12 protein-coding genes and 1 tRNA gene are annotated in these 18,941 nt (G+C 33.0%); 9 read left to right on the top strand and 4 right to left on the bottom strand.

The features are described 5' to 3' along the window. Nucleotides 1–1,754: 1,754 nt before the first annotated feature. From KTT71_RS03190 to KTT71_RS03230, 9 genes are all read left to right on the top strand, one after another. Nucleotides 1,755–3,386, top strand: coding sequence for an NAD+ synthase (locus KTT71_RS03190; protein ID WP_216782402.1), 1,632 nt, complete (start codon nucleotides 1,755–1,757; stop codon nucleotides 3,384–3,386). Nucleotides 3,387–4,409: 1,023 nt separating this feature from the next. Next, nucleotides 4,410–5,189: a F0F1 ATP synthase subunit A gene (gene atpB, locus KTT71_RS03195; protein WP_216782403.1), complete on the top strand. Its 780-nt coding sequence runs from the start codon at nucleotides 4,410–4,412 to the stop codon at nucleotides 5,187–5,189. A gap of 42 nt (nucleotides 5,190–5,231) precedes the next feature. Beyond that, nucleotides 5,232–5,471 (top strand): F0F1 ATP synthase subunit C, encoded by a 240-nt coding sequence (atpE, locus tag KTT71_RS03200; RefSeq protein ID WP_216782404.1) that lies wholly within the window; start codon nucleotides 5,232–5,234, stop codon nucleotides 5,469–5,471. A gap of 65 nt (nucleotides 5,472–5,536) precedes the next feature. Next, complete coding sequence (atpF, locus tag KTT71_RS03205) at nucleotides 5,537–6,007, top strand: F0F1 ATP synthase subunit B (protein WP_216782405.1); 471 nt, start codon at nucleotides 5,537–5,539, stop codon at nucleotides 6,005–6,007. A gap of 14 nt (nucleotides 6,008–6,021) precedes the next feature. Then, a complete protein-coding gene (gene atpH / locus KTT71_RS03210; RefSeq protein ID WP_216782406.1) occupies nucleotides 6,022–6,555 on the top strand; it encodes a F0F1 ATP synthase subunit delta in 534 nt (177 codons plus the stop codon). A gap of 14 nt (nucleotides 6,556–6,569) precedes the next feature. Then, nucleotides 6,570–8,111 carry a F0F1 ATP synthase subunit alpha gene (atpA, locus tag KTT71_RS03215; RefSeq protein ID WP_216782407.1) on the top strand — a complete coding sequence of 514 codons (1,542 nt, stop codon included), beginning with the start codon at nucleotides 6,570–6,572 and terminating at the stop codon, nucleotides 8,109–8,111. 59 nt (nucleotides 8,112–8,170) lie between these two features. Beyond that, nucleotides 8,171–9,034, top strand: coding sequence for a F0F1 ATP synthase subunit gamma (gene atpG, locus KTT71_RS03220; protein ID WP_216782408.1), 864 nt, complete (start codon nucleotides 8,171–8,173; stop codon nucleotides 9,032–9,034). 34 nt (nucleotides 9,035–9,068) lie between these two features. Continuing rightward, nucleotides 9,069–10,445 carry a F0F1 ATP synthase subunit beta gene (atpD, locus tag KTT71_RS03225; protein WP_216782409.1) on the top strand — a complete coding sequence of 459 codons (1,377 nt, stop codon included), beginning with the start codon at nucleotides 9,069–9,071 and terminating at the stop codon, nucleotides 10,443–10,445. A 21-nt stretch (nucleotides 10,446–10,466) separates the two neighbouring features. Further along, nucleotides 10,467–10,886: a F0F1 ATP synthase subunit epsilon gene (locus tag KTT71_RS03230; RefSeq protein ID WP_216782410.1), complete on the top strand. Its 420-nt coding sequence runs from the start codon at nucleotides 10,467–10,469 to the stop codon at nucleotides 10,884–10,886. A 559-nt stretch (nucleotides 10,887–11,445) separates the two neighbouring features. Here the strand turns inward: KTT71_RS03230 and KTT71_RS03235 are convergent. From KTT71_RS03235 to nagB, 4 genes are all read right to left on the bottom strand, one after another. Further along, a tRNA-Ser gene (locus KTT71_RS03235) sits at nucleotides 11,446–11,533 on the bottom strand. A 1,681-nt stretch (nucleotides 11,534–13,214) separates the two neighbouring features. Then, a complete protein-coding gene (cysQ, locus tag KTT71_RS03240) occupies nucleotides 13,215–13,958 on the bottom strand; it encodes a 3'(2'),5'-bisphosphate nucleotidase CysQ (RefSeq protein ID WP_216782411.1) in 744 nt (247 codons plus the stop codon). A 520-nt stretch (nucleotides 13,959–14,478) separates the two neighbouring features. Further along, on the bottom strand, nucleotides 14,479–15,975 hold the full coding sequence (gene pitA, locus KTT71_RS03245) for an inorganic phosphate transporter PitA (protein WP_216782412.1): 1,497 nt from the start codon (nucleotides 15,973–15,975) through the stop codon (nucleotides 14,479–14,481). Nucleotides 15,976–17,184: 1,209 nt separating this feature from the next. Next, a complete protein-coding gene (nagB, locus tag KTT71_RS03250) occupies nucleotides 17,185–17,994 on the bottom strand; it encodes a glucosamine-6-phosphate deaminase (RefSeq protein ID WP_216782413.1) in 810 nt (269 codons plus the stop codon). Nucleotides 17,995–18,941 lie beyond the last annotated feature (947 nt).

An 18,941-nucleotide genomic window follows, 5' to 3' on the forward strand; every position in this document is an offset into this window, starting at 1 on the left:
CTCTAATAATTTTATTTAACTATAAAATAATTCTTTATAAACATATTTAGATTCAATATCATTTCGATAGAAGTATTTTAAATATTTGTGCAGAAGAACCATCAGAGGTTGCTACTTGCTCTATTCAAGAATAATACTTTTTCCAATTAAAAAGAGAATGATCTGCTCATACAATACTAAATGATTTTTTTATCATCCACTTTAATTCTTTTCATAATTTTGGTTAAAATCTAATCACACTTTAATTAATAAAGCAACATGTTGTACAGAAAACAAGTCATGCATTTCTGTACATAATCAATAATACCTATCACACATAATATATTGTCAAGCAGTTGAAAGTCATAATGCATTATCAAGTTCTAGATTAGAATAGACATTCATGAACTCATGGCTCTAGTTACAAATAAACCTCTGAGTCAATAATATAAAAAATCTATTAATACTCAGGTATATAAACTGATAGAAATATACATTTTAAGACGTACGAGATCTTATTTTAACGTGAGATCAGAAGGTATCATTAGCAATTTAAAAGATTAGAGAGCAGCTCTTTTTGGTTAAAAATTATTAAGTCTTTAGCTATGATTATTAAAAATACTGCAGATATAACTTGTTCTGTATTATTGAGTAATATATTAATTTTATTTAATGATATAATCATCCTATATAAACGAGCTACTTACTAATCATATCACGAAATTTAAATTCTCTGGAGAGAGATTATACATAATGAATTTAGTCAGCCTAAAAAGATAAGCATAGTATAATATCTTAAAAAATTATCTGATAATATGACATCTCTTATACATATTTTAAATAGCATTATACTTTAACTACATATTTAATAAAAGATATTATCAAGCAAGCACATAGATATTAGTTAGAAAATAAGATATCGTTAGTTAATAAATAACATTAAACAATGTACAAGTTTCTATGACACCTTAATGGTTCACAATAATGATTCTTATATAATATAATTTATAAGTTGCATACTAGTATTTCTAGTGTCCAAAGAAATAACAAAGTATTCGCAGACAATCAATGCTGTATACTATAACTGTAGCTATTAAAAATAGAAACAAATATCATGGTAATAATACTATCAAACCCTAAAATATATGAATATCAAACATATAACTCTACTGATATATATTAATATCCTTCTGAGGAATCAAAATAATAATTTAACATTATATATTAATATAATATGATAAGTGTCCTAGATTAAAAGAATTGTACTCCCATGATTATCAAGATCATAATAGTTCCAGATACCTACTCGTACACGATCAATAATCAGTTCAACTTACTCATATAATAATCATACTTCTATATAATCACACTAGACAACTATATTTATATAACATCTTCTCAGCCTAAATAATACATGAACTTACTCGTAAGCTAATTAAAAAATCACTTTTTATATTCAACATCTTATCGCGGAAATACTGGTTTTAATTTTATATTATATTCTACCATATGGATAAAAATTATAAAGAGAAGTATCAATATGAATAAAAGATCTTTATAAATACACTGGATTCCAAAGAATCCTAGGTTATTTTATACATTAGAGTGCTGCAATAGGAATAATTTTTAATTTATCGTTTAATATGCTAAATCATTAAGAATGGTGATACTTGGCTACAAATAACCCATTATTTTAATATCTCAAAAATCTTTAGGTAAAATATCTAAAAGACATTTACCTAAGCTATTTCTTCAACTTAGGGGGAAAATCATTAATGAGTAGATCTATCTCTATTGCACTAGCGCAGCTCAATTGGCTAGTAGGTGATATTACAGGAAATGCTGAGCGAATGCTTTATACTCTCGAAGAGCAGCGAAAAGCCGGAGCAGATTTAGTAATGTTTTCTGAACTAGCGCTCTCGGGATACCCACCTGAAGATTTAATCTATCGTGATGATTTTTATATGCTTTGTAAAAAACAGCTAGATTGTCTAAAAGAGGCATCGATAGGTATAGCAGTTCTAGTCGGTCATCCCTGGCGCGAAGGAGAAAATTTATATAATGCGCTTTCTGTATTTTCTGAAGGTCAATTAATTGCTCGCTACTTCAAACAGCACATCCCAAACTATGGGGTTTTTGATGAGAAACGATATTTTTCTCCTGGTCATGATACTTGTGTAGTAAAACTTAGAGGCTATAATCTAGGTCTACTGATTTGCGAAGATCTATGGTTTCATGGACCAGTTAATGATGCCGTTATAGCAGGGGCTGAAATTATTTTATCGATAAATGCTTCTCCGTATAATCAAGAAAAATCTAAAATCCGCGATGCCTTATTAATCAGACACTGTAAATATACCGGATTACCGTTAGTCTATTTGAATCAGATTGGTGGTCAGGACGAGCTTATTTTTGATGGTAGCTCTAAAGTGTTAGATGCATTAGGTAATATCACTCACAGTTTATTAAGTTTTGCTGAACAGACGACCCTCTTTAAAATGCATAATATGCGGGTTGAACCAATGATTAATTTAACTACCCCCCAGTCTGAAGTAGGACAGGTTTATAACGCCCTGGTATTGGCAGTACATGACTACGTCATTAAAAATGGTTTCCAGGGCGCACTTATAGGACTATCTGGAGGAATTGATTCTGCATTAACTCTAGCTATTGCTGTGGATGCATTGGGCAAAGATAAAGTAGAAGCAATAATGATGCCATTCCACTATACTGCAGATATTAGTATCGCCGATGCTACAGAAGAAGCACAAATTCTTGGAGTTGAGTTTAATATAGTCCCTATACATCCGATATTTGATGCCTTTATAAAGCAAATAAGTCCTCTGCATCTCGGTAGCACTGAATGCAACAGTATGGAAGAGAATCTACAGGCGAGATGCCGCGGAGTAGTACTAATGGCATTATCTAACCAAGGTGGCCGTATCGTGCTTAATACGAGTAATAAAAGTGAAATAGCCGTGGGCTATTCTACTCTCTATGGAGATATGGTAGGTGGTTTTGATGTGTTGAAAGATGTAACTAAAACTATGGTATTCAAGCTCTGCGAGTATCGCAATACATTATCTCATGTGATTCCAAAGCGTGTGCTTGAGCGTCCTCCATCAGCAGAACTATCCTGCAATCAGTTAGATCAGGATAGCTTACCTCCGTACGATATTCTAGATGCAATTTTAGAAGGTTATGTTGAACAGGACAAGTCACTGGCTAATTTAGTAGCCGATGGTTTTGAGGAAACAGTTGTACATAAAATCATTCGATTAGTCGATATGAATGAATATAAACGCCGTCAAGCTCCTATTGGACCAAGAATTACGGCTCGTAGCTTTAGTAAAGATCGTCGTTATCCGATAACATCGGGATTTAGGCATAAAATAATCAATAGATAAATTAATTTAAAAAGGGCAAGCGTTCATTCGATAATGAATAATAATAAAGTTTAAATATTCGGTCTAGTTAAATTAAAATCATTGGGATTAATACAAAATCAGGTCATCCAAGAATAACGATATATAAATGTCTAGAGAAAGGTAAATGGCAAACAAATTAGCATTATCATTAGAAGGTATTGAGATGTGGTGCTGCGGATTTATTAATTGGTTCTCTGAATTACTTAAGAAAGATTAAGGTTATATCTTTTAACTATTCCTCAATAGCGAACTATCATCTAAAGACCAGATGACTGTTAGGAAATAAAATATTAAGAAGCACGAATAGTTTCGATGATAATATTATTATATTATATTGATCGAATACAATTGTGCAGATTAATAGAGAAGAAAAATAAACAGAGGAAGATCTAAATCATCATATTATATATCAAAACTTAATTTATTACTTAATTTATTAATACTTATCTTGAATTAGCTGTTGTGAGCCGTATAATCTGTATATTTTCCAGATTAATCATGCCTCACGAGAGTATAATAAAGTAATCTCAATAATCATAGATTACGAGGGAGCATTAGAGATGATAACGTAATTGTAAATACTTGCAGTTGATTATAAACTGCAAATTACTGCTTGATACAATCACTAATGCCATCCTACATCAACTTTTAATATAAAACTGTAATTTAATATTTATTTATTCTTGAAAGTCTATAAGATTAATTGACTAAAGTTATTTCTATGCTATTTACTACAACTAATAAATTAACAATTTATTAAGCAGAAATAGTAGCTTACCTGTAATGAGTAAAAAATGAAAATATTAAAGCAATTTTATTTAATTATTTTGTCATTATGAGATTTGCGCTAATCTCATTTACCTTAAAATGATTAATACTAAGGAACTAGTTTTTCTAATTATAGCAATTTTATTACAGAACATCTATCGTAGAGATTCTCATAAAAGATCTGAATAACGCATTTATCCATGTAAAGACCCAAAATAGCTAAGAGAGGAATACATGTCTGGAGAGGAAATATCCACGACACAAGAGTATATTAGTCATCATCTCACACAGCTCCGGATAGGAACAGGATTCTGGTCAATAAATATTGACTCAATTTTTTTCTCAGTTATGCTTGGCGTAATCTTCCTGGTACTCTTCCGTAAAGTAGCTAAAAATGTAACCAAAGGAGTTCCAGGTAAATTACAATGTGCAGTGGAACTTGTTATCGACTTTGTCGATAGCAGCGTACGAGACATGTATCATCGTGAAAGCAAAGTTATAGCCCCTCTAGCTTTAACTGTATTTATCTGGGTTTTTCTAATGAATTTCATGGACCTGCTCCCGATAGATTTTTTGCCTTATATAGGTCAGCATATTTTTAGATTAAAAGCACTGCGTGTAGTTCCGACAGCTGATTTAAATATAACATTGTCTATGGCCCTAGGCATATTTATATTGATAGTGTTCTACAGCATTAAAGTTAAAGGTTTATTTGGTTTTTTGAAGTCTTTAACTAGAGAGCCCTTTAATCATCCGTCATTGATCCCAATAAATTTCATTCTAGAGGGAGTTAGTCTATGCTCTAAACCACTTTCATTAGGTTTAAGACTATTCGGTAATATGTATGCCGGAGAGCTAATTTTTACCCTTATTGCTGGTCTATTACCGTGGTGGTTACAGTGGGTTCTCAATGTTCCATGGGCTATTTTCCACATCCTTATTATTACGTTACAAGCCTTTATCTTCATGGTTCTAACAATTATCTATCTATCTATGGCATCTGAAGAACACTAACTTTAAATAACAAATACATTTATAATAAAAATGGAGAATCTCATGGAAAACCTGAGTATGGATCTACTATACGTAGCTGCAGCAATAATGATGGGTTTAGCGGCAATAGGTGCTGCGATTGGTATTGGTATTTTAGGTGGTAAATTCCTAGAAGGAGCTGCGCGCCAGCCTGAACTCATTCCTTTGCTACGTACACAGTTCTTTATCGTTATGGGTCTGGTGGATGCTATACCTATGATCGCTGTTGGTATGGGTATGTACCTTATGTTTGCCATCTCATAGCATATCATCTATTATCTTTTAACCTTAGTACCGCATACTAATCAATTATTAAGAGGGTATGTGCTTTGAATCTTAACGCAACAATCCTCGGGCAAGCAGCCGCGTTTATTTTATTTGTATGGTTCTGCATGAATTATGTATGGCCCCCAATTATGGAGGCTATTAAGAAACGTCAAAAAGAAATTCATGAGAGCATTTCAAAAGCAGAACATATACAGAAAGATTTAGAATTAGCACAAATTGACGCGAATAAACAGCTCAGGAAAGCCAAAACAAATGCTCGTTTGATCATTGAACAAGCAAACAAACGCAAGGCTCAAATCATCGATGAAGCTAAAGCAGAAGGTCGGATAGAATTTAATAAAATAATCACTCAAGCTCAGGCTAAAATCTGTGCTGAAAATAAACGCACTCGTGAAGAACTGCGAAAGGAAATAGCTCTATTGGCTATTGCGGGTGCTGAGAAAATTATTGAACGTTCCGTGCATAAAGCTGGTGACAGTGATATTTTTGATAAACTAATTGCTAAGCTTTAGGATAGGAGGAACTGATGTCTGCTTTGATAACAGTGGCGCGCCCCTACGCCAGAGCAGCTTTTAACTTTGCCGTTGAACATCAGAATTTAAATAGTTGGCAGCAAATGCTATTCTTTTGCTCTGAAGTCACCCGCGAAAAAAATGTGGCTCACATTCTTGCTAGAACTTTAACAACAGGAAAATTATCAGATTTCTTTATAAAATTATGTGGGGATCAGCTAGATAAATTTGGCCATAATTTTATTAAAATAATGTCTGAGCAAAGACGATTAATGCTTCTTCCTGAAGTGTTTCGGCAGTTTAATATTCTGCGGGATGTTTTTGAAGATACTATTAAAATAGAAGTGATTTCAGTATCAACCTTGAGTGCAAAACAGATAAGTAAAATCAAGGAAGCCATGGAGAGAAGGTTATCATCTCGAGTGAAAATAAATTGCAAAATTGATGAATCAATTATAGCCGGCGTGATTATTCGCATTGGAGATTTAGTGATCGATGGCAGTATTCGCAATCGTCTGCAGCTCTTAGCAGACTATTTGCAGTATTAAAAGGAGGTCTGGTCATGCAACTGAATGCTAATGAGATAAGCGCACTTATTAAAGAACGTATAGCTCACTTTAATGTTGTTAGCGAAGCTCACAATGAAGGTACTATTGTATCTGTGAGTGATGGTATTATTCGTATTTATGGTCTAGCGGATGTTATGCAAGGGGAGATGATCGCGCTACCAAATAACCGCTATGCTATTGCACTAAACCTAGAACGCGACTCCGTAGGTGCAGTAGTAATGGGTCCTTATACTGATTTAACAGAAGGCATAAAAGTCAAATGTACCGGCCGTATCCTAGAAGTACCAGTTGGTCCTGGTCTATTAAGCCGCGTAGTTAACACAATGGGTGAACCTATAGATGGTAAAGGTTCTATAGAAAATGACGGTTTCTCTGCAGTTGAATCTCTGGCACCTACTGTGATTGAACGTAAATCAGTTGATCAACCCTTGCAAACTGGTTATAAGTCTATAGATGCTATGATTCCAATAGGTCGTGGTCAGCGTGAATTAATAATAGGTGATCGCCAAACGGGAAAAACTGCGCTAGCTGTTGACACTATTATTAACCAACGTGATTCCGGTATTAAATGTATTTATGTTGCCATAGGTCAGAAAGCATCTACTACCGCAAAAGTAGTACGTACTCTTGAAGAACACAGCGCACTGGAGAATACAATTATTGTTATTGCATCGGCCTCTGATTCTGCAGTACTACAATATCTGGCACCATATTCTGGCTGCGCAATGGGCGAATACTTCCGTGATCGTGGTGAAGACGCGCTAATAGTTTATGACGATCTATCCAAACAAGCAGTTGCTTACCGCCAGATCTCTCTTCTGCTCCGTCGTCCGCCAGGACGTGAGGCATTTCCTGGCGATATTTTTTACCTCCATTCCCGTCTACTCGAGCGTGCAGCACGAGTTAACACAAAATACGTAGAAACTTTTACACATGGAAGAGTAAAAGGCATGACCGGTTCATTAACAGCTATACCGATTATTGAAACGCAGGCCGGTGACGTTTCTGCGTTTGTTCCAACAAACGTCATCTCAATTACTGATGGTCAGATTTTCTTGGAATCCAATCTATTTAATGCAGGTATTCGTCCCGCGGTAAATCCAGGAATCTCTGTCTCTAGAGTTGGTAGTGCTGCACATACTAATATCATGAAAAAATTATCCGGTGGTATTCGTACTGCTTTAGCGCAATATCGAGAACTAGCTGCTTTTTCTCAGTTTGCTTCTGATCTTGATGCTGCAACCCGTAAACAACTAAACTACGGGGAAAAAATAACAGAGTTATTAAAGCAAAAACAGTATAATCCTATGTCGATTGCTGAACAGTCTCTAATGCTATTTGCAGCTGAATTTGGCTACCTAGAAGAAATTGAGATAGATAAGATTAATATTTTTGAGGCAGCTTTAATGGATTATTTTAAAAGAGAGCACATTAATCTGATACAGCAGATTAATAAAGTTGGTTCTTACAATTCTCACACAGAAGATCAATTCAAGAATATCTTAAATACCTTTAAAGCAATCCAATCTTGGTAATATCTATTACAGATAATGGCAAGGTTTATTAAACCTTGCCGTCCTAAGGAAAATCATAGATGTCCGGTGCAAAAGAGATACGCAGTAAGATCAAGAGCATCCAGAATACTCAAAAGATCACTCAAGCCATGGAAATGGTAGCCGCATCTAAAATGCGCAAAACGCAAGATCGCATGGCAGCTAGTCGGCCTTATGCAGCAAGCATGCGCAAAGTGATCAGTAACCTTGCGCATGCTTGTGTATACTATAAAAACTACTATTTAGAAGAACATGCAGTAAAACGCATCGGATATCTAGTCATTTCTACAGACCGTGGTCTTTGTGGCGGTTTGAATATTAACCTGTTTAAAAAATTGCTAAGAGAGATCAATGCTTGGAGAAAAAAAAATGTTGAGTGCGATCTTTCTCTGATTGGCTCTAAAGCGATATCATTCTTTTCCTCAATGGATATGAATATAGTTTCCGAAGTGACGGGTATTGGAGATAACCCTTCACTATCTGCGTTAGTTGAACCCGTAGAATTTATGCTAAAAGATTATGATAACAGGCAGTTAGATAAACTATTCCTAGTAGGAAATCATTTTATTAATACTATGTCTTATAAACCGATCATCCTTCAATTATTGCCTTTAATACCGTCGAATGATTGTGATTTAAAGAAAAAAACATGGGATTACCTTTACGAACCAGAACCTAAGGAGCTCCTAGATCTCTTGATCCGTCGTTATGTAGAGTCCCAAGTTTATCAGGTAGCAGTTGAGAATCTAGCCAGTGAGCAGGCTGCTAGAATGGTTGCAATGAAAGCTGCAACAGAAAATGGTGGTGCTTTGATAGAGGAGCTGCAGTTAGTGTATAATAAGGCTCGTCAGGCCGGAATTACACGAGAGCTTACCGAAATAGTAGGTGGTGCTTCCGCGGTTTAAAAAGAAATTTGATGAATTACTTATAGGATGCAATATGGCGACTGGAAACATTATTCAGGTTATTGGCTCTGTTGTGGACGTAGAGTTCCCACAGGATGCCATGCCTAAAGTATACAATGCACTTCAAGTAAAAAACACTACGAGGCTGGTACTAGAAGTTCAGCAGCTCCTTGGAGGTTTTGTGCGTTGTATTGCCATGGGTACTTCTGAAGGTCTACATCGCGGCCTTGAAGTAGTAGACCTAGAACACCCGATTGAAGTACCAGTAGGCAGGGCAACTTTAGGGCGCATGATGAACGTACTTGGTGAGCCAATTGATATGAAAGGTAAGATTGGCGAAGAAGAACGCTGGGCTATTCACCGCTCGGCTCCAGTATACTCGGAATTATCTGATTCACAAGAACTACTTGAAACTGGCATTAAAGTTATGGACCTAATATGTCCTTTAGCAAAAGGTGGAAAAGTTGGCCTTTTCGGTGGCGCAGGTGTTGGCAAAACAGTTAACATGATGGAACTAATTCGCAATATAGCAATAGAGCATTCAGGTTACTCTGTATTTGCCGGTGTAGGTGAACGTACTCGTGAAGGAAACGATTTCTACAATGAAATGACCGAATCTAAAGTATTAGATAAAGTATCACTTGTATATGGACAAATGAATGAACCAGCTGGAAACCGTCTACGTGTTGCTTTAACCGGCCTCACAATAGCCGAAAAATTCCGTGAAGAAGGACGTGATGTGCTTCTCTTTATAGATAACATATACCGTTATACTCTAGCCGGTACCGAGGTATCAGCACTACTAGGTCGCATGCCTTCTGCAGTAGGTTATCAACCAACACTTGCTGAAGAGATGGGTATTCTACAAGAACGCATTACTTCCACCAAAACAGGTTCAATAACTTCCGTGCAAGCAGTATACGTACCTGCTGATGACTTAACAGACCCATCACCAGCAACTACCTTTGCTCACTTGGATTCAACAGTCGTATTGAGCCGTCATATTGCTTCTCTGGGTATATACCCAGCTATTGATCCACTAGATTCAACCAGCCGTCAGCTGGATCCATTAATTGTCGGTCAGGAACACTACGACGTAACGTGTGGTGTGCAGTCTATTTTACAACGTTATCAGGAACTAAAAGATATCATAGCTATTTTAGGTATGGATGAACTTTCTGAAAACGATAAATTAATCGTTTCTCGTGCCCGTAAGATTCAACGGTTTCTATCACAGCCATTCTTTGTAGCTGAAGTATTTACCGGCCAACCTGGTAAGTTTGTATCTATTAAAGAGACCATCCAAGGATTCAAGGGCATCATCAACGGTACGTATGATCACCTACCAGAACAGGCATTCTACATGGTAGGGACAATTGAAGAGGCAATAAAAAAAGCCAATAGAATATAGCTACCTAAGGGGAAGACCAGTATGATTCTTGCTTATACACTCAACGTTATCAGCGCAGAAGAACAATTTTTTTCTGGGCTAGCAAGAAAAATCCAAATTACAGGCAGTGAAGGAGAATTAGGGATTTTACCTGGTCATGCACCATTGCTGACTACTATCAAGACTGGATGGGTGCAGATCCTTAAGGAAGACGGCAAGGTAGAGTGTATATACCTATCTGGTGGTATCCTTGAGGTACAACCTAGATCAGTAACTATATTAGCTGACACCGCTATTCGTGGACAGGATCTCAATGAAAAGCAAGTCATGGAATCTAAGTTGCAAGCGGAGAAAGACATAAATAGCTCACAAAGTGATGTCGACTATATGAAATCATCGATAGACTTGTCCAGAGCAATTGCAAAACTCAAGGTTATAGAATTGACTAAGAAAGAGATATAAAAGACTAAATGAATATACTAAAATTTTAATGTGTCCCTATTACTACAAACAGAAATATTATAAATAATTAATGCTTCAGAGATATCATATATGTTTATACTATTGATGAGATAGCGAGGATTATTATTTATTAGAGATCTTTTGCTCATGATCTAAGTTCATAAAAAATAATCTTTTTCTGGTGATTAAAAGATGATTATAGCAAAATACTTTACCGAACAACGTACTTTTTATATGTCAGAAAGGTAAAAGAACACCCTTATTAATAAAAATATTTTAATAGATTTTATCTAGGTTTTTATGGTTAGATTTGCTGTACCATTAAGAGGATTACACCTGAGAGCTGGTTCATCATCTATTCCTTATGCTATTATACTTATCTGGCTCTTGTCAGGTCTTAAATTTTAGTAACTAGCATGTAAAGCAATACAATTATTATTTTTATTCATTACTGAGTTAATAGTTTCCTCTGCTTGAAGAGTTGGCTGCTTGATTAGAATTAACGTCTTCTCGCTCTTGAGCTTGCTGTTGCTATTTTGATTCAATCAATCAAAAAATTTGGCGGAAGGATAGAGATTCGAACTCTAGGAGCTGTTACACTCGACGGTTTTCAAGACCGCTGCCTTAAACCGCTCAGCCATCCTTCCGATACCTCTTATGTTACTGATCATTAAAATTTATAAGGAGAACTTTATGCAAATTTTGCCTTATAAATGTTAATGATCATAAGGAACATGTCGTATATAATAGCATAAGCCAACTAAATACTTTTAATAAAAAATACAATTTATATGCATAAATATATATAAAATAAATAAGGTTAATGCTGTTTTATTAATCTAATCTTTAAGATAAATGAATTATGATCAGATTATCTAGGTCTTTAAGTAATTCCATTAAAATTATATACAGAATTTTTAAATATTTATATAATTTATAAAAATATTTTATAGATCATGATAGTATTTGTGTCAAAATTAACAGGTATAACTGGTAATTTTACGCGTATTTTCTGCATAAGATTATTTATAAAAAGATACTAATACTCTGCATAGTTGTATTGATTTAGATGGTATATCGAGATCTTACTCATACGAAATAGATGCTATACATTGATTATAAATATCTATTAATATATTTTCTAGATTAGATTAAATTAATTAATAGGTCAAGCAGAGATAATGATCATCTTTACGCCATGTCTTTCTAAGACTATAAATTTTATAAGCGTATCTTTGAAGTCATCCGCTTCTTAAACAAATTATTCATATAAAAGCTTTCCTCATAAAGACTCGGAATAATCATCCTATCGGGATAACATAAAGATTGCAGAAAATATAATCTTAAAAGGTTAGTAGATATCAAATATTTTTATTATACTATTTTAGGCATCTATATCTTTGTAATATCAAAAAATAAATAATATTAAAGCATTATCTGCAAAATAATTCGCGCAGAATAGCGCGATACTTATTACCATAATAACAACAAAATTCGCAAAAACTAGATATATCAATTATAATAATTATTTAAAATAATCACAATCTTGACTACTACTAGCTATCATTACACTAATATTAGGAATACTTAATGACATTTTTTTTAAATAAAATAAGCATACTAAAAATATTAACATATGCACTTTAATTGATAAATTAGAGTTTTAATTAAAATAATTCTTCAACAATAAGAATCGCACTATAAGAAATGATCCAGACTGAGAATATAAACATCATTATACCATCGCTTTAATGATCGATTTTTCTTATAGAAAATAAAAATAAAAAACAAATCGGTAATTCCGTAAAATATTTTATGATTTATAGAAAGAATATGCTAATTATAAATTCAAGATATATAAAAGAAGAAATATATTCTAAAATATTCTTCCTAACAACAATCTTAAGAAAGGGGGTATACAAAACATTAGCTATAAAACAAAATTAATCGGATTATCTTAATAAGATCCTTAAATATCAATTAGGGTGAAAGAAGATATAAAATACACCTGCAAAATAAATAGAGCATATAACATTAAATGAGTTCTTGTATGAGAATAGATGAACTAGGCAGTAAATTTATATTTTGTAGATAAAGAAAAAGACATATGAATCATACAGTAAGATAATGCATGCTTTTACGCATAGAAAAATAATATTGCAGTTTTGAATAAACCATTCAAAATGTCTCAACACTTACGACTGGATACTATAATAACGTGATTTTATATTACTCATAAATTGCTATGAGAATAAAGAGAATAGTAAATTATGGAAAAGATTATACAAGAATTATGATGCTAATTTTAATCTAAAAGATAAACCTTAATTAAAATATAGAAACACGAAATCCCGGGTTTAGAAAGAATTGCGCCGGAGTGTAATCTAGAGATTTTCCCTGCCAATCGTGGACTTTAGCTCCAGCAGCACAAGCAATGGCATGCCCTGCAGCAGTATCCCAAATATTCGTTTGACCAAAGCGGGGATACAGCTGAGCCATCCCTTCAGCAACTAAACAAAATTTCAAAGACGAACCAACGGCAACCGTCTGGTGATCCCCAAGTTGAGATAAATAATCCCTTAATTCATCATCGAGATGAGATCGGCTAACAACTACTAACGGTGGTCTAGCATCTCTAACGTGTATCTTTTCTATTGATCCGTTATTTTTTTTCCATGCTATATTGCGCTCTGCATAATATAATACGTCACTCGAAGGAGCATAAACCACTCCCATTATAGGAATACCATCTTCAATTAGAGCGATATTAACAGTGAATTCACCATTTCTGCTCAGAAATTCTTTGGTTCCATCTAAGGGATCAACTAGCCAATAACGATACCAATGCCGGCGCATTTCCCAATCTGGAGGGTCTTCTTCAGATAGGATTGGAATCTCAGGTGTTATTTTTAACAAACCATCTCTAATGATTTTATGGGCTTGAAGATCAGCTGTTGTTACTGGTGATAAATCATGATCTTTGTGTTTAACATAAAATGGTTGATTGTTTTGATAAATATCTATTATTGCCAATCCAGCTGCTCGTGCTAGTAGAGAAATTTGTTCTAACATATACATCTCTTTAAATAATGAATTATGTGAGGTAGCTACTATCCGATGGATGATGAATTAGACCATATGAACAAAATAAGCAACAAGATAAAATAATAAAAATTACAAAATCTTTAATTTTCTCTGCTTGATGTCTATATTGTTCATTATAATTAAATAAAATACAAATAAATTTCATAATATATCCATATTTTATAAATATATTCTCTTAAGTAATATTATAATGCTAGCAACATAATGCACATACTGCAATTCCCATATTTGCTAAACTGAATATTACAGGCATAATAAGCATGCTAATTATTATATGAACTTTAAAATTCATTTATGAGAATCTTATAAACTTGTATTATAAGTAGTGATCATTTTATGATTTAACTGCATTTATCAAAAATAAAGAGAGGATTTTAAGACTTTCTTAAACAAATAGCTAACATGTATACTAATTTCTTGGATTAAAAATAGTTATCTATCATTAGGATGGATAAATATAAAAATATTATTTTCTATTATAAAAAAATTATTTTACTACTAAACTTATAGTGATCCAGTATATAGCACCAGAAAGCATCATTGCTACTGGAAGAGTGATCATCCAAACTAAAAAAATGTTTTTAATAGTTTTGCCCCGTACTCCTCCACCATCTATAATCATACTTCCAGCAATTGCAGAAGATAGCACTAGAGTGGTAGAAACCGGCATTCCAGTATAACTCGCTACTCCAATTGATATTGCAGTAGTCATCTGTGCTGAAATGCCTTGTGCATAAGTCATATCTTTTTTGCCAATCTTCTCTCCTACAGTAGTTGCTACACGACGCCACCCTACCATAGTACCTAAGGAAAGTGCTATCGCAATAGCAAATATAACAGCAATAGGTGCATACTCTACAGTCTTGAGTATATCTTTGCGTAAATTATGTAGAAAAATCTTATCCTGATCATCAGTTTCATGCATCTCAGCAACCTTACCAACGTTTTCTGCAATGCACATTAATGAGCGACGCATTTCAGTACGCTGATTTATATTTAGTGCATTATAACATTGTAAGTTTTTTAAAATATTTTTGCTATGCTGTACAACGAGAAGTCTATCGGATACATCGCAATGAAAATCATTACTGTTAATTCTTGAACTGCCTGATTGATGTCGATCCATACGAATAATCTTCAACAAAGTTTTCTGATGATTTTTGTAATACTGTTCTAAATGTGCTATTGCATCGTAGGTGCGGACTATCTCATATCCGGTTGCATCCATATTTACCACAAATCCAGCTGGAGCTATGCCAATTAATACCAACATCAAAAGACCAATTCCTTTCTGGCCATCATTAGCACCATGAGAGAAGCTTACACCAATAGCCGATATACCCAAACCAATACGTGTCCAAAACGGTGGTTTACGTTTGCCATCAATTTTTTCACGCTCAATAGGAGTCATGTGAATACGACGGCGTTTTTTAGTTTTGCTCCAATAGTGTCGTAGCAAAAATACAATGATACCAGATAATGCTAAACCGATAAGTGGTGATAGCACTAATGACATGAATATTTCTATAATCTTCTGGATGTTTAGCTCATCTACAGCAGAAGTACCAGTTATCAGCGCATGAGTAATTACAACACCTATGATAGCGCCAATTATTGTATGAGAGCTAGAGGCTGGCAAACTAAAATACCAAGTGCCAAGATTCCATATGATCGCTGCTAAAAGCATAGAAAACATCATTGCCAACCCATGATGGGTGCTTATGTTTAGCAATAAATCTGTTGGCAATAAGTGCACAATCGTATATGCAACACTTAGGCCTCCTAATATCACTCCTAAGAAGTTAAAAAAACCAGATAAAAAAATTGCAACCTGCAGTCGCATTGCGCGAGTATAGATAACTATCGCAACTGCATTTGCTGTATCATGAAAACCATTTATAGCTTCATAAAACAGAACAAAAATCAGCGCAAATATTAACATTAAACTAGTTATCAAGTCCAGTTCTGTGAGCCCATTTAGCATAATAGTCCAGCAATTTCATGATATGAATGTGGCATGTTATCTGTAAAAGTATTAAAGGAAAAGAAAAAATCTATTTATTATTTTTATCATATCAATGATATTGATGCATATTATAGAGTTATCACCTAATAACTATATTGAATCCTTAAAATACTAAAGGATTTTAGCTCCAATCATAACTCGTATGATAATATATATCTATCATTTAGCTTTTGTTGTAACATTAAGTAGAAAAGTTAAATTTTTATTTAAAGAATATTTTGTCTTTAACTAGAACATATTTTTATCTGTTAAAAATGATATTGAATAATATAAGAAAAAATATTTTTTAAGCTATCATGATAGGTATATCATATTTTTTACAGCAACATCCTAACAGGATATTGCTTTTCGATACTCATAAATATCGAGTTTATTTAACTCTCTAACCCCTTACAGTATTCTTATCATTAGTGATATATTTCGATTATTATATTCAGATTTATAATTATTGAAGATGACTTTATGTGTATAAAAGATCATTATGATATTATTATGAAATTTATTCTTATTAAGAAATTGGAAAGGAATAAGAATTATTACATTACAACAATGAAGATCGTATACATTATATTATGTTTTTAACATATTCTTATTAAGCCAAAAATAATCTAGTAAACTAGATTGAATACATAAATATGCAAATGACAAGATTTTATTCTTATTAAAACTATATAAATAAATAAACTATACGTTGCTTAAATATATGGTAAATAATACTTAACAAAAAACTAAAGTCATATGTAATATCAGGAAAAATAATATATCCAAAATATTACTTCTCTCCTCTTTTTACAGATCAATAGAATAATGCACCGTGCTCACCTAAGTTATAGAAAGCATGTAGTATAATCTAGTAAATTAGTGAATAGATGCAGAAATATTTTTGACAAAACATAGAATCATGATTTTCTGCTTATCTTAGTATGTGAAGATCCATAGCAGAGTTGTTAAGAAACAAAAAAGCTATAAAAAACACAAAGTGCGATCATAAAGTCTTTATCTTGGTAGTAGTTAACCAAGACTTTAACATTATATTGTTTTGCTGGTAAAAAGAATGGAGCAGAGTCAGTAATCCTGTTTCTAAATAATTATAAGAATAATACACAACTACATATTACTAGATATATCAATAGCGAAAATAGAGTGGACTAGGCTTTTATGAATATTTTATGATCTTTCTATGTTAAAAGCGTTATCTGCTTCTAATTCGCGGAAATACTTAACTGTTTTAACTTTAAGGTTCATTGTAGATTCTTCATCACAAACAATGATAGCTTTCCGATGTAGCTGCAGAGCACTGATAGGCCACATGTGATTAATATTTCCTTCAACAGCAGCTTGTAATGATAAAGACTTATCATAACCTGTAACTAAAATCATAACTTCTTCAGCATCAAGTAGCGTTCCCAAACCAACAGTTAATGCGTATTTTGGCACTTTATTTTTATCACCATAAAAAAAACGAGAATTAGAAATACGAGTTTCTTCTGTAAGACTTTTGATCCTTGTGCGAGAAGCCAGAGAGGATCCTGGTTCGTTGAATGCAATATGACCATCGTTGCCTACGCCACCCATAAACAAGTTAATTCTACCGTAATTTTTAATTTTTTCTTCATAACCTTGACATTCAAACTCTAGATGAGGAGCCTTACCATTTAGCAAGTGAATATTTATAGGCTGAATATCTACGTAATTTAAGAAATTATTGTATATAAAACTATTATAGCTTTCTGGATCTTCTTCCGAAAATCCTATGTACTCATCCATATTAAAAACAACAACATGTTTAAAGCTAATCTCACCTTTTCGATATAACCTAATTAAATACTTGTAGGTCTGCAATGGCGTGCCCCCAGTGGGCAAACCGAGCAAAAATGGACGTTCTTTAGTTGGCTGAAAAGTATTTATACGGTCTATAATATGACGAGCAGACCATAAGCCAACTTCTTTAGTATTGCTTAACGGAATAAGCCTCATAAAAGATACCTGTCAATAAAATATAACCATCTATATACTTTTAACATATAGATAGGTTTACTAAAATATCATACTATAACAATTCAACAATGATCAGTGTATAAGTATTTTCAGGTCTCATATTTCTAGGTATTAAATTTTTTATTTTTGCAAATACTTATTTCTGAAAGCACTATACATTTTACGTCATACTAATTATTATACAGATATCACTTAATATTAACTAATAATCAGTAATAATATGATAGGAAAGTATTTGATCACTTGAACAGAAATATCTTGAAATGTCTAGCCATATAATAATTATATTATTCGCCTTAATACAGGCAGTTAAATAATGTACTAATGCAATAAGAGGAAACATAAAGAAGGATCATAGTCAAAGAGGATGAATATAAAATGTTTTATTATAGAAAGAATCATGGTAAGAATCAGAGAAGAAAGCATTGATGATTGAATAATGCATTAATTAAGTATTAGGATATTAAAGTATTTTAAAATTATATAACTCATCAATCAAAACATGATCGTGTGTAATTAGAGTAAAATGTCAAAATATTTATATATACAGACTATAAGATCAAATCAAGCATGCTTTATGACAGGCCTATAATTTGCTCTAAAATTATCTAATTAAATTAAATTAATTCGCGTAATTGCTGAAATAAGGCATTTTATAAGAATATTAAAATGCTTCTCGATATAATATCTTTCATAGCATAAAAAAATAAAAATTTACAATCATCTTTTAAAGATAATGTCATGCACATTAAAACTTGTCGATAAAGTTTATTTTAATTAATAATTAATGAAACTAGAAATATTCAAATAACTATATCTAGATAGGAAACACTATTATGACATTATATATTCTCTAATATAATCACTTATCTAAAGAAAAGATAAATAATACGTAGATACAACGAGAAGGATTTATATATCGTTAG

Origin of the sequence: Candidatus Profftia tarda (genome assembly GCF_904848675.1) — a bacterium.
Taxonomy (GTDB): Bacteria; Pseudomonadota; Gammaproteobacteria; order Enterobacterales; family Enterobacteriaceae; genus Profftia; species Profftia tarda.

Bases quoted from the DNA above. Each gene is read 5' to 3' on its own strand.
- KTT71_RS03190 (WP_216782402.1), top strand. From the start codon at position 1,755: ATGAGTAGATCTATCTCTATTGCACTAGCGCAGCTCAATTGGCTAGTA.
- atpB (WP_216782403.1), top strand. From the start codon at position 4,410: ATGTCTGGAGAGGAAATATCCACGACACAAGAGTATATTAGTCATCAT.
- atpE (WP_216782404.1), top strand. From the start codon at position 5,232: ATGGAAAACCTGAGTATGGATCTACTATACGTAGCTGCAGCAATAATG.
- atpH (WP_216782406.1), top strand. From the start codon at position 6,022: ATGTCTGCTTTGATAACAGTGGCGCGCCCCTACGCCAGAGCAGCTTTT.
- atpA (WP_216782407.1), top strand. From the start codon at position 6,570: ATGCAACTGAATGCTAATGAGATAAGCGCACTTATTAAAGAACGTATA.
- atpG (WP_216782408.1), top strand. From the start codon at position 8,171: ATGTCCGGTGCAAAAGAGATACGCAGTAAGATCAAGAGCATCCAGAAT.
- atpD (WP_216782409.1), top strand. From the start codon at position 9,069: ATGGCGACTGGAAACATTATTCAGGTTATTGGCTCTGTTGTGGACGTA.
- KTT71_RS03230 (WP_216782410.1), top strand. From the start codon at position 10,467: ATGATTCTTGCTTATACACTCAACGTTATCAGCGCAGAAGAACAATTT.
- cysQ (WP_216782411.1), bottom strand. From the start codon at position 13,958: ATGTTAGAACAAATTTCTCTACTAGCACGAGCAGCTGGATTGGCAATA.
- pitA (WP_216782412.1), bottom strand. From the start codon at position 15,975: ATGCTAAATGGGCTCACAGAACTGGACTTGATAACTAGTTTAATGTTA.
- nagB (WP_216782413.1), bottom strand. From the start codon at position 17,994: ATGAGGCTTATTCCGTTAAGCAATACTAAAGAAGTTGGCTTATGGTCT.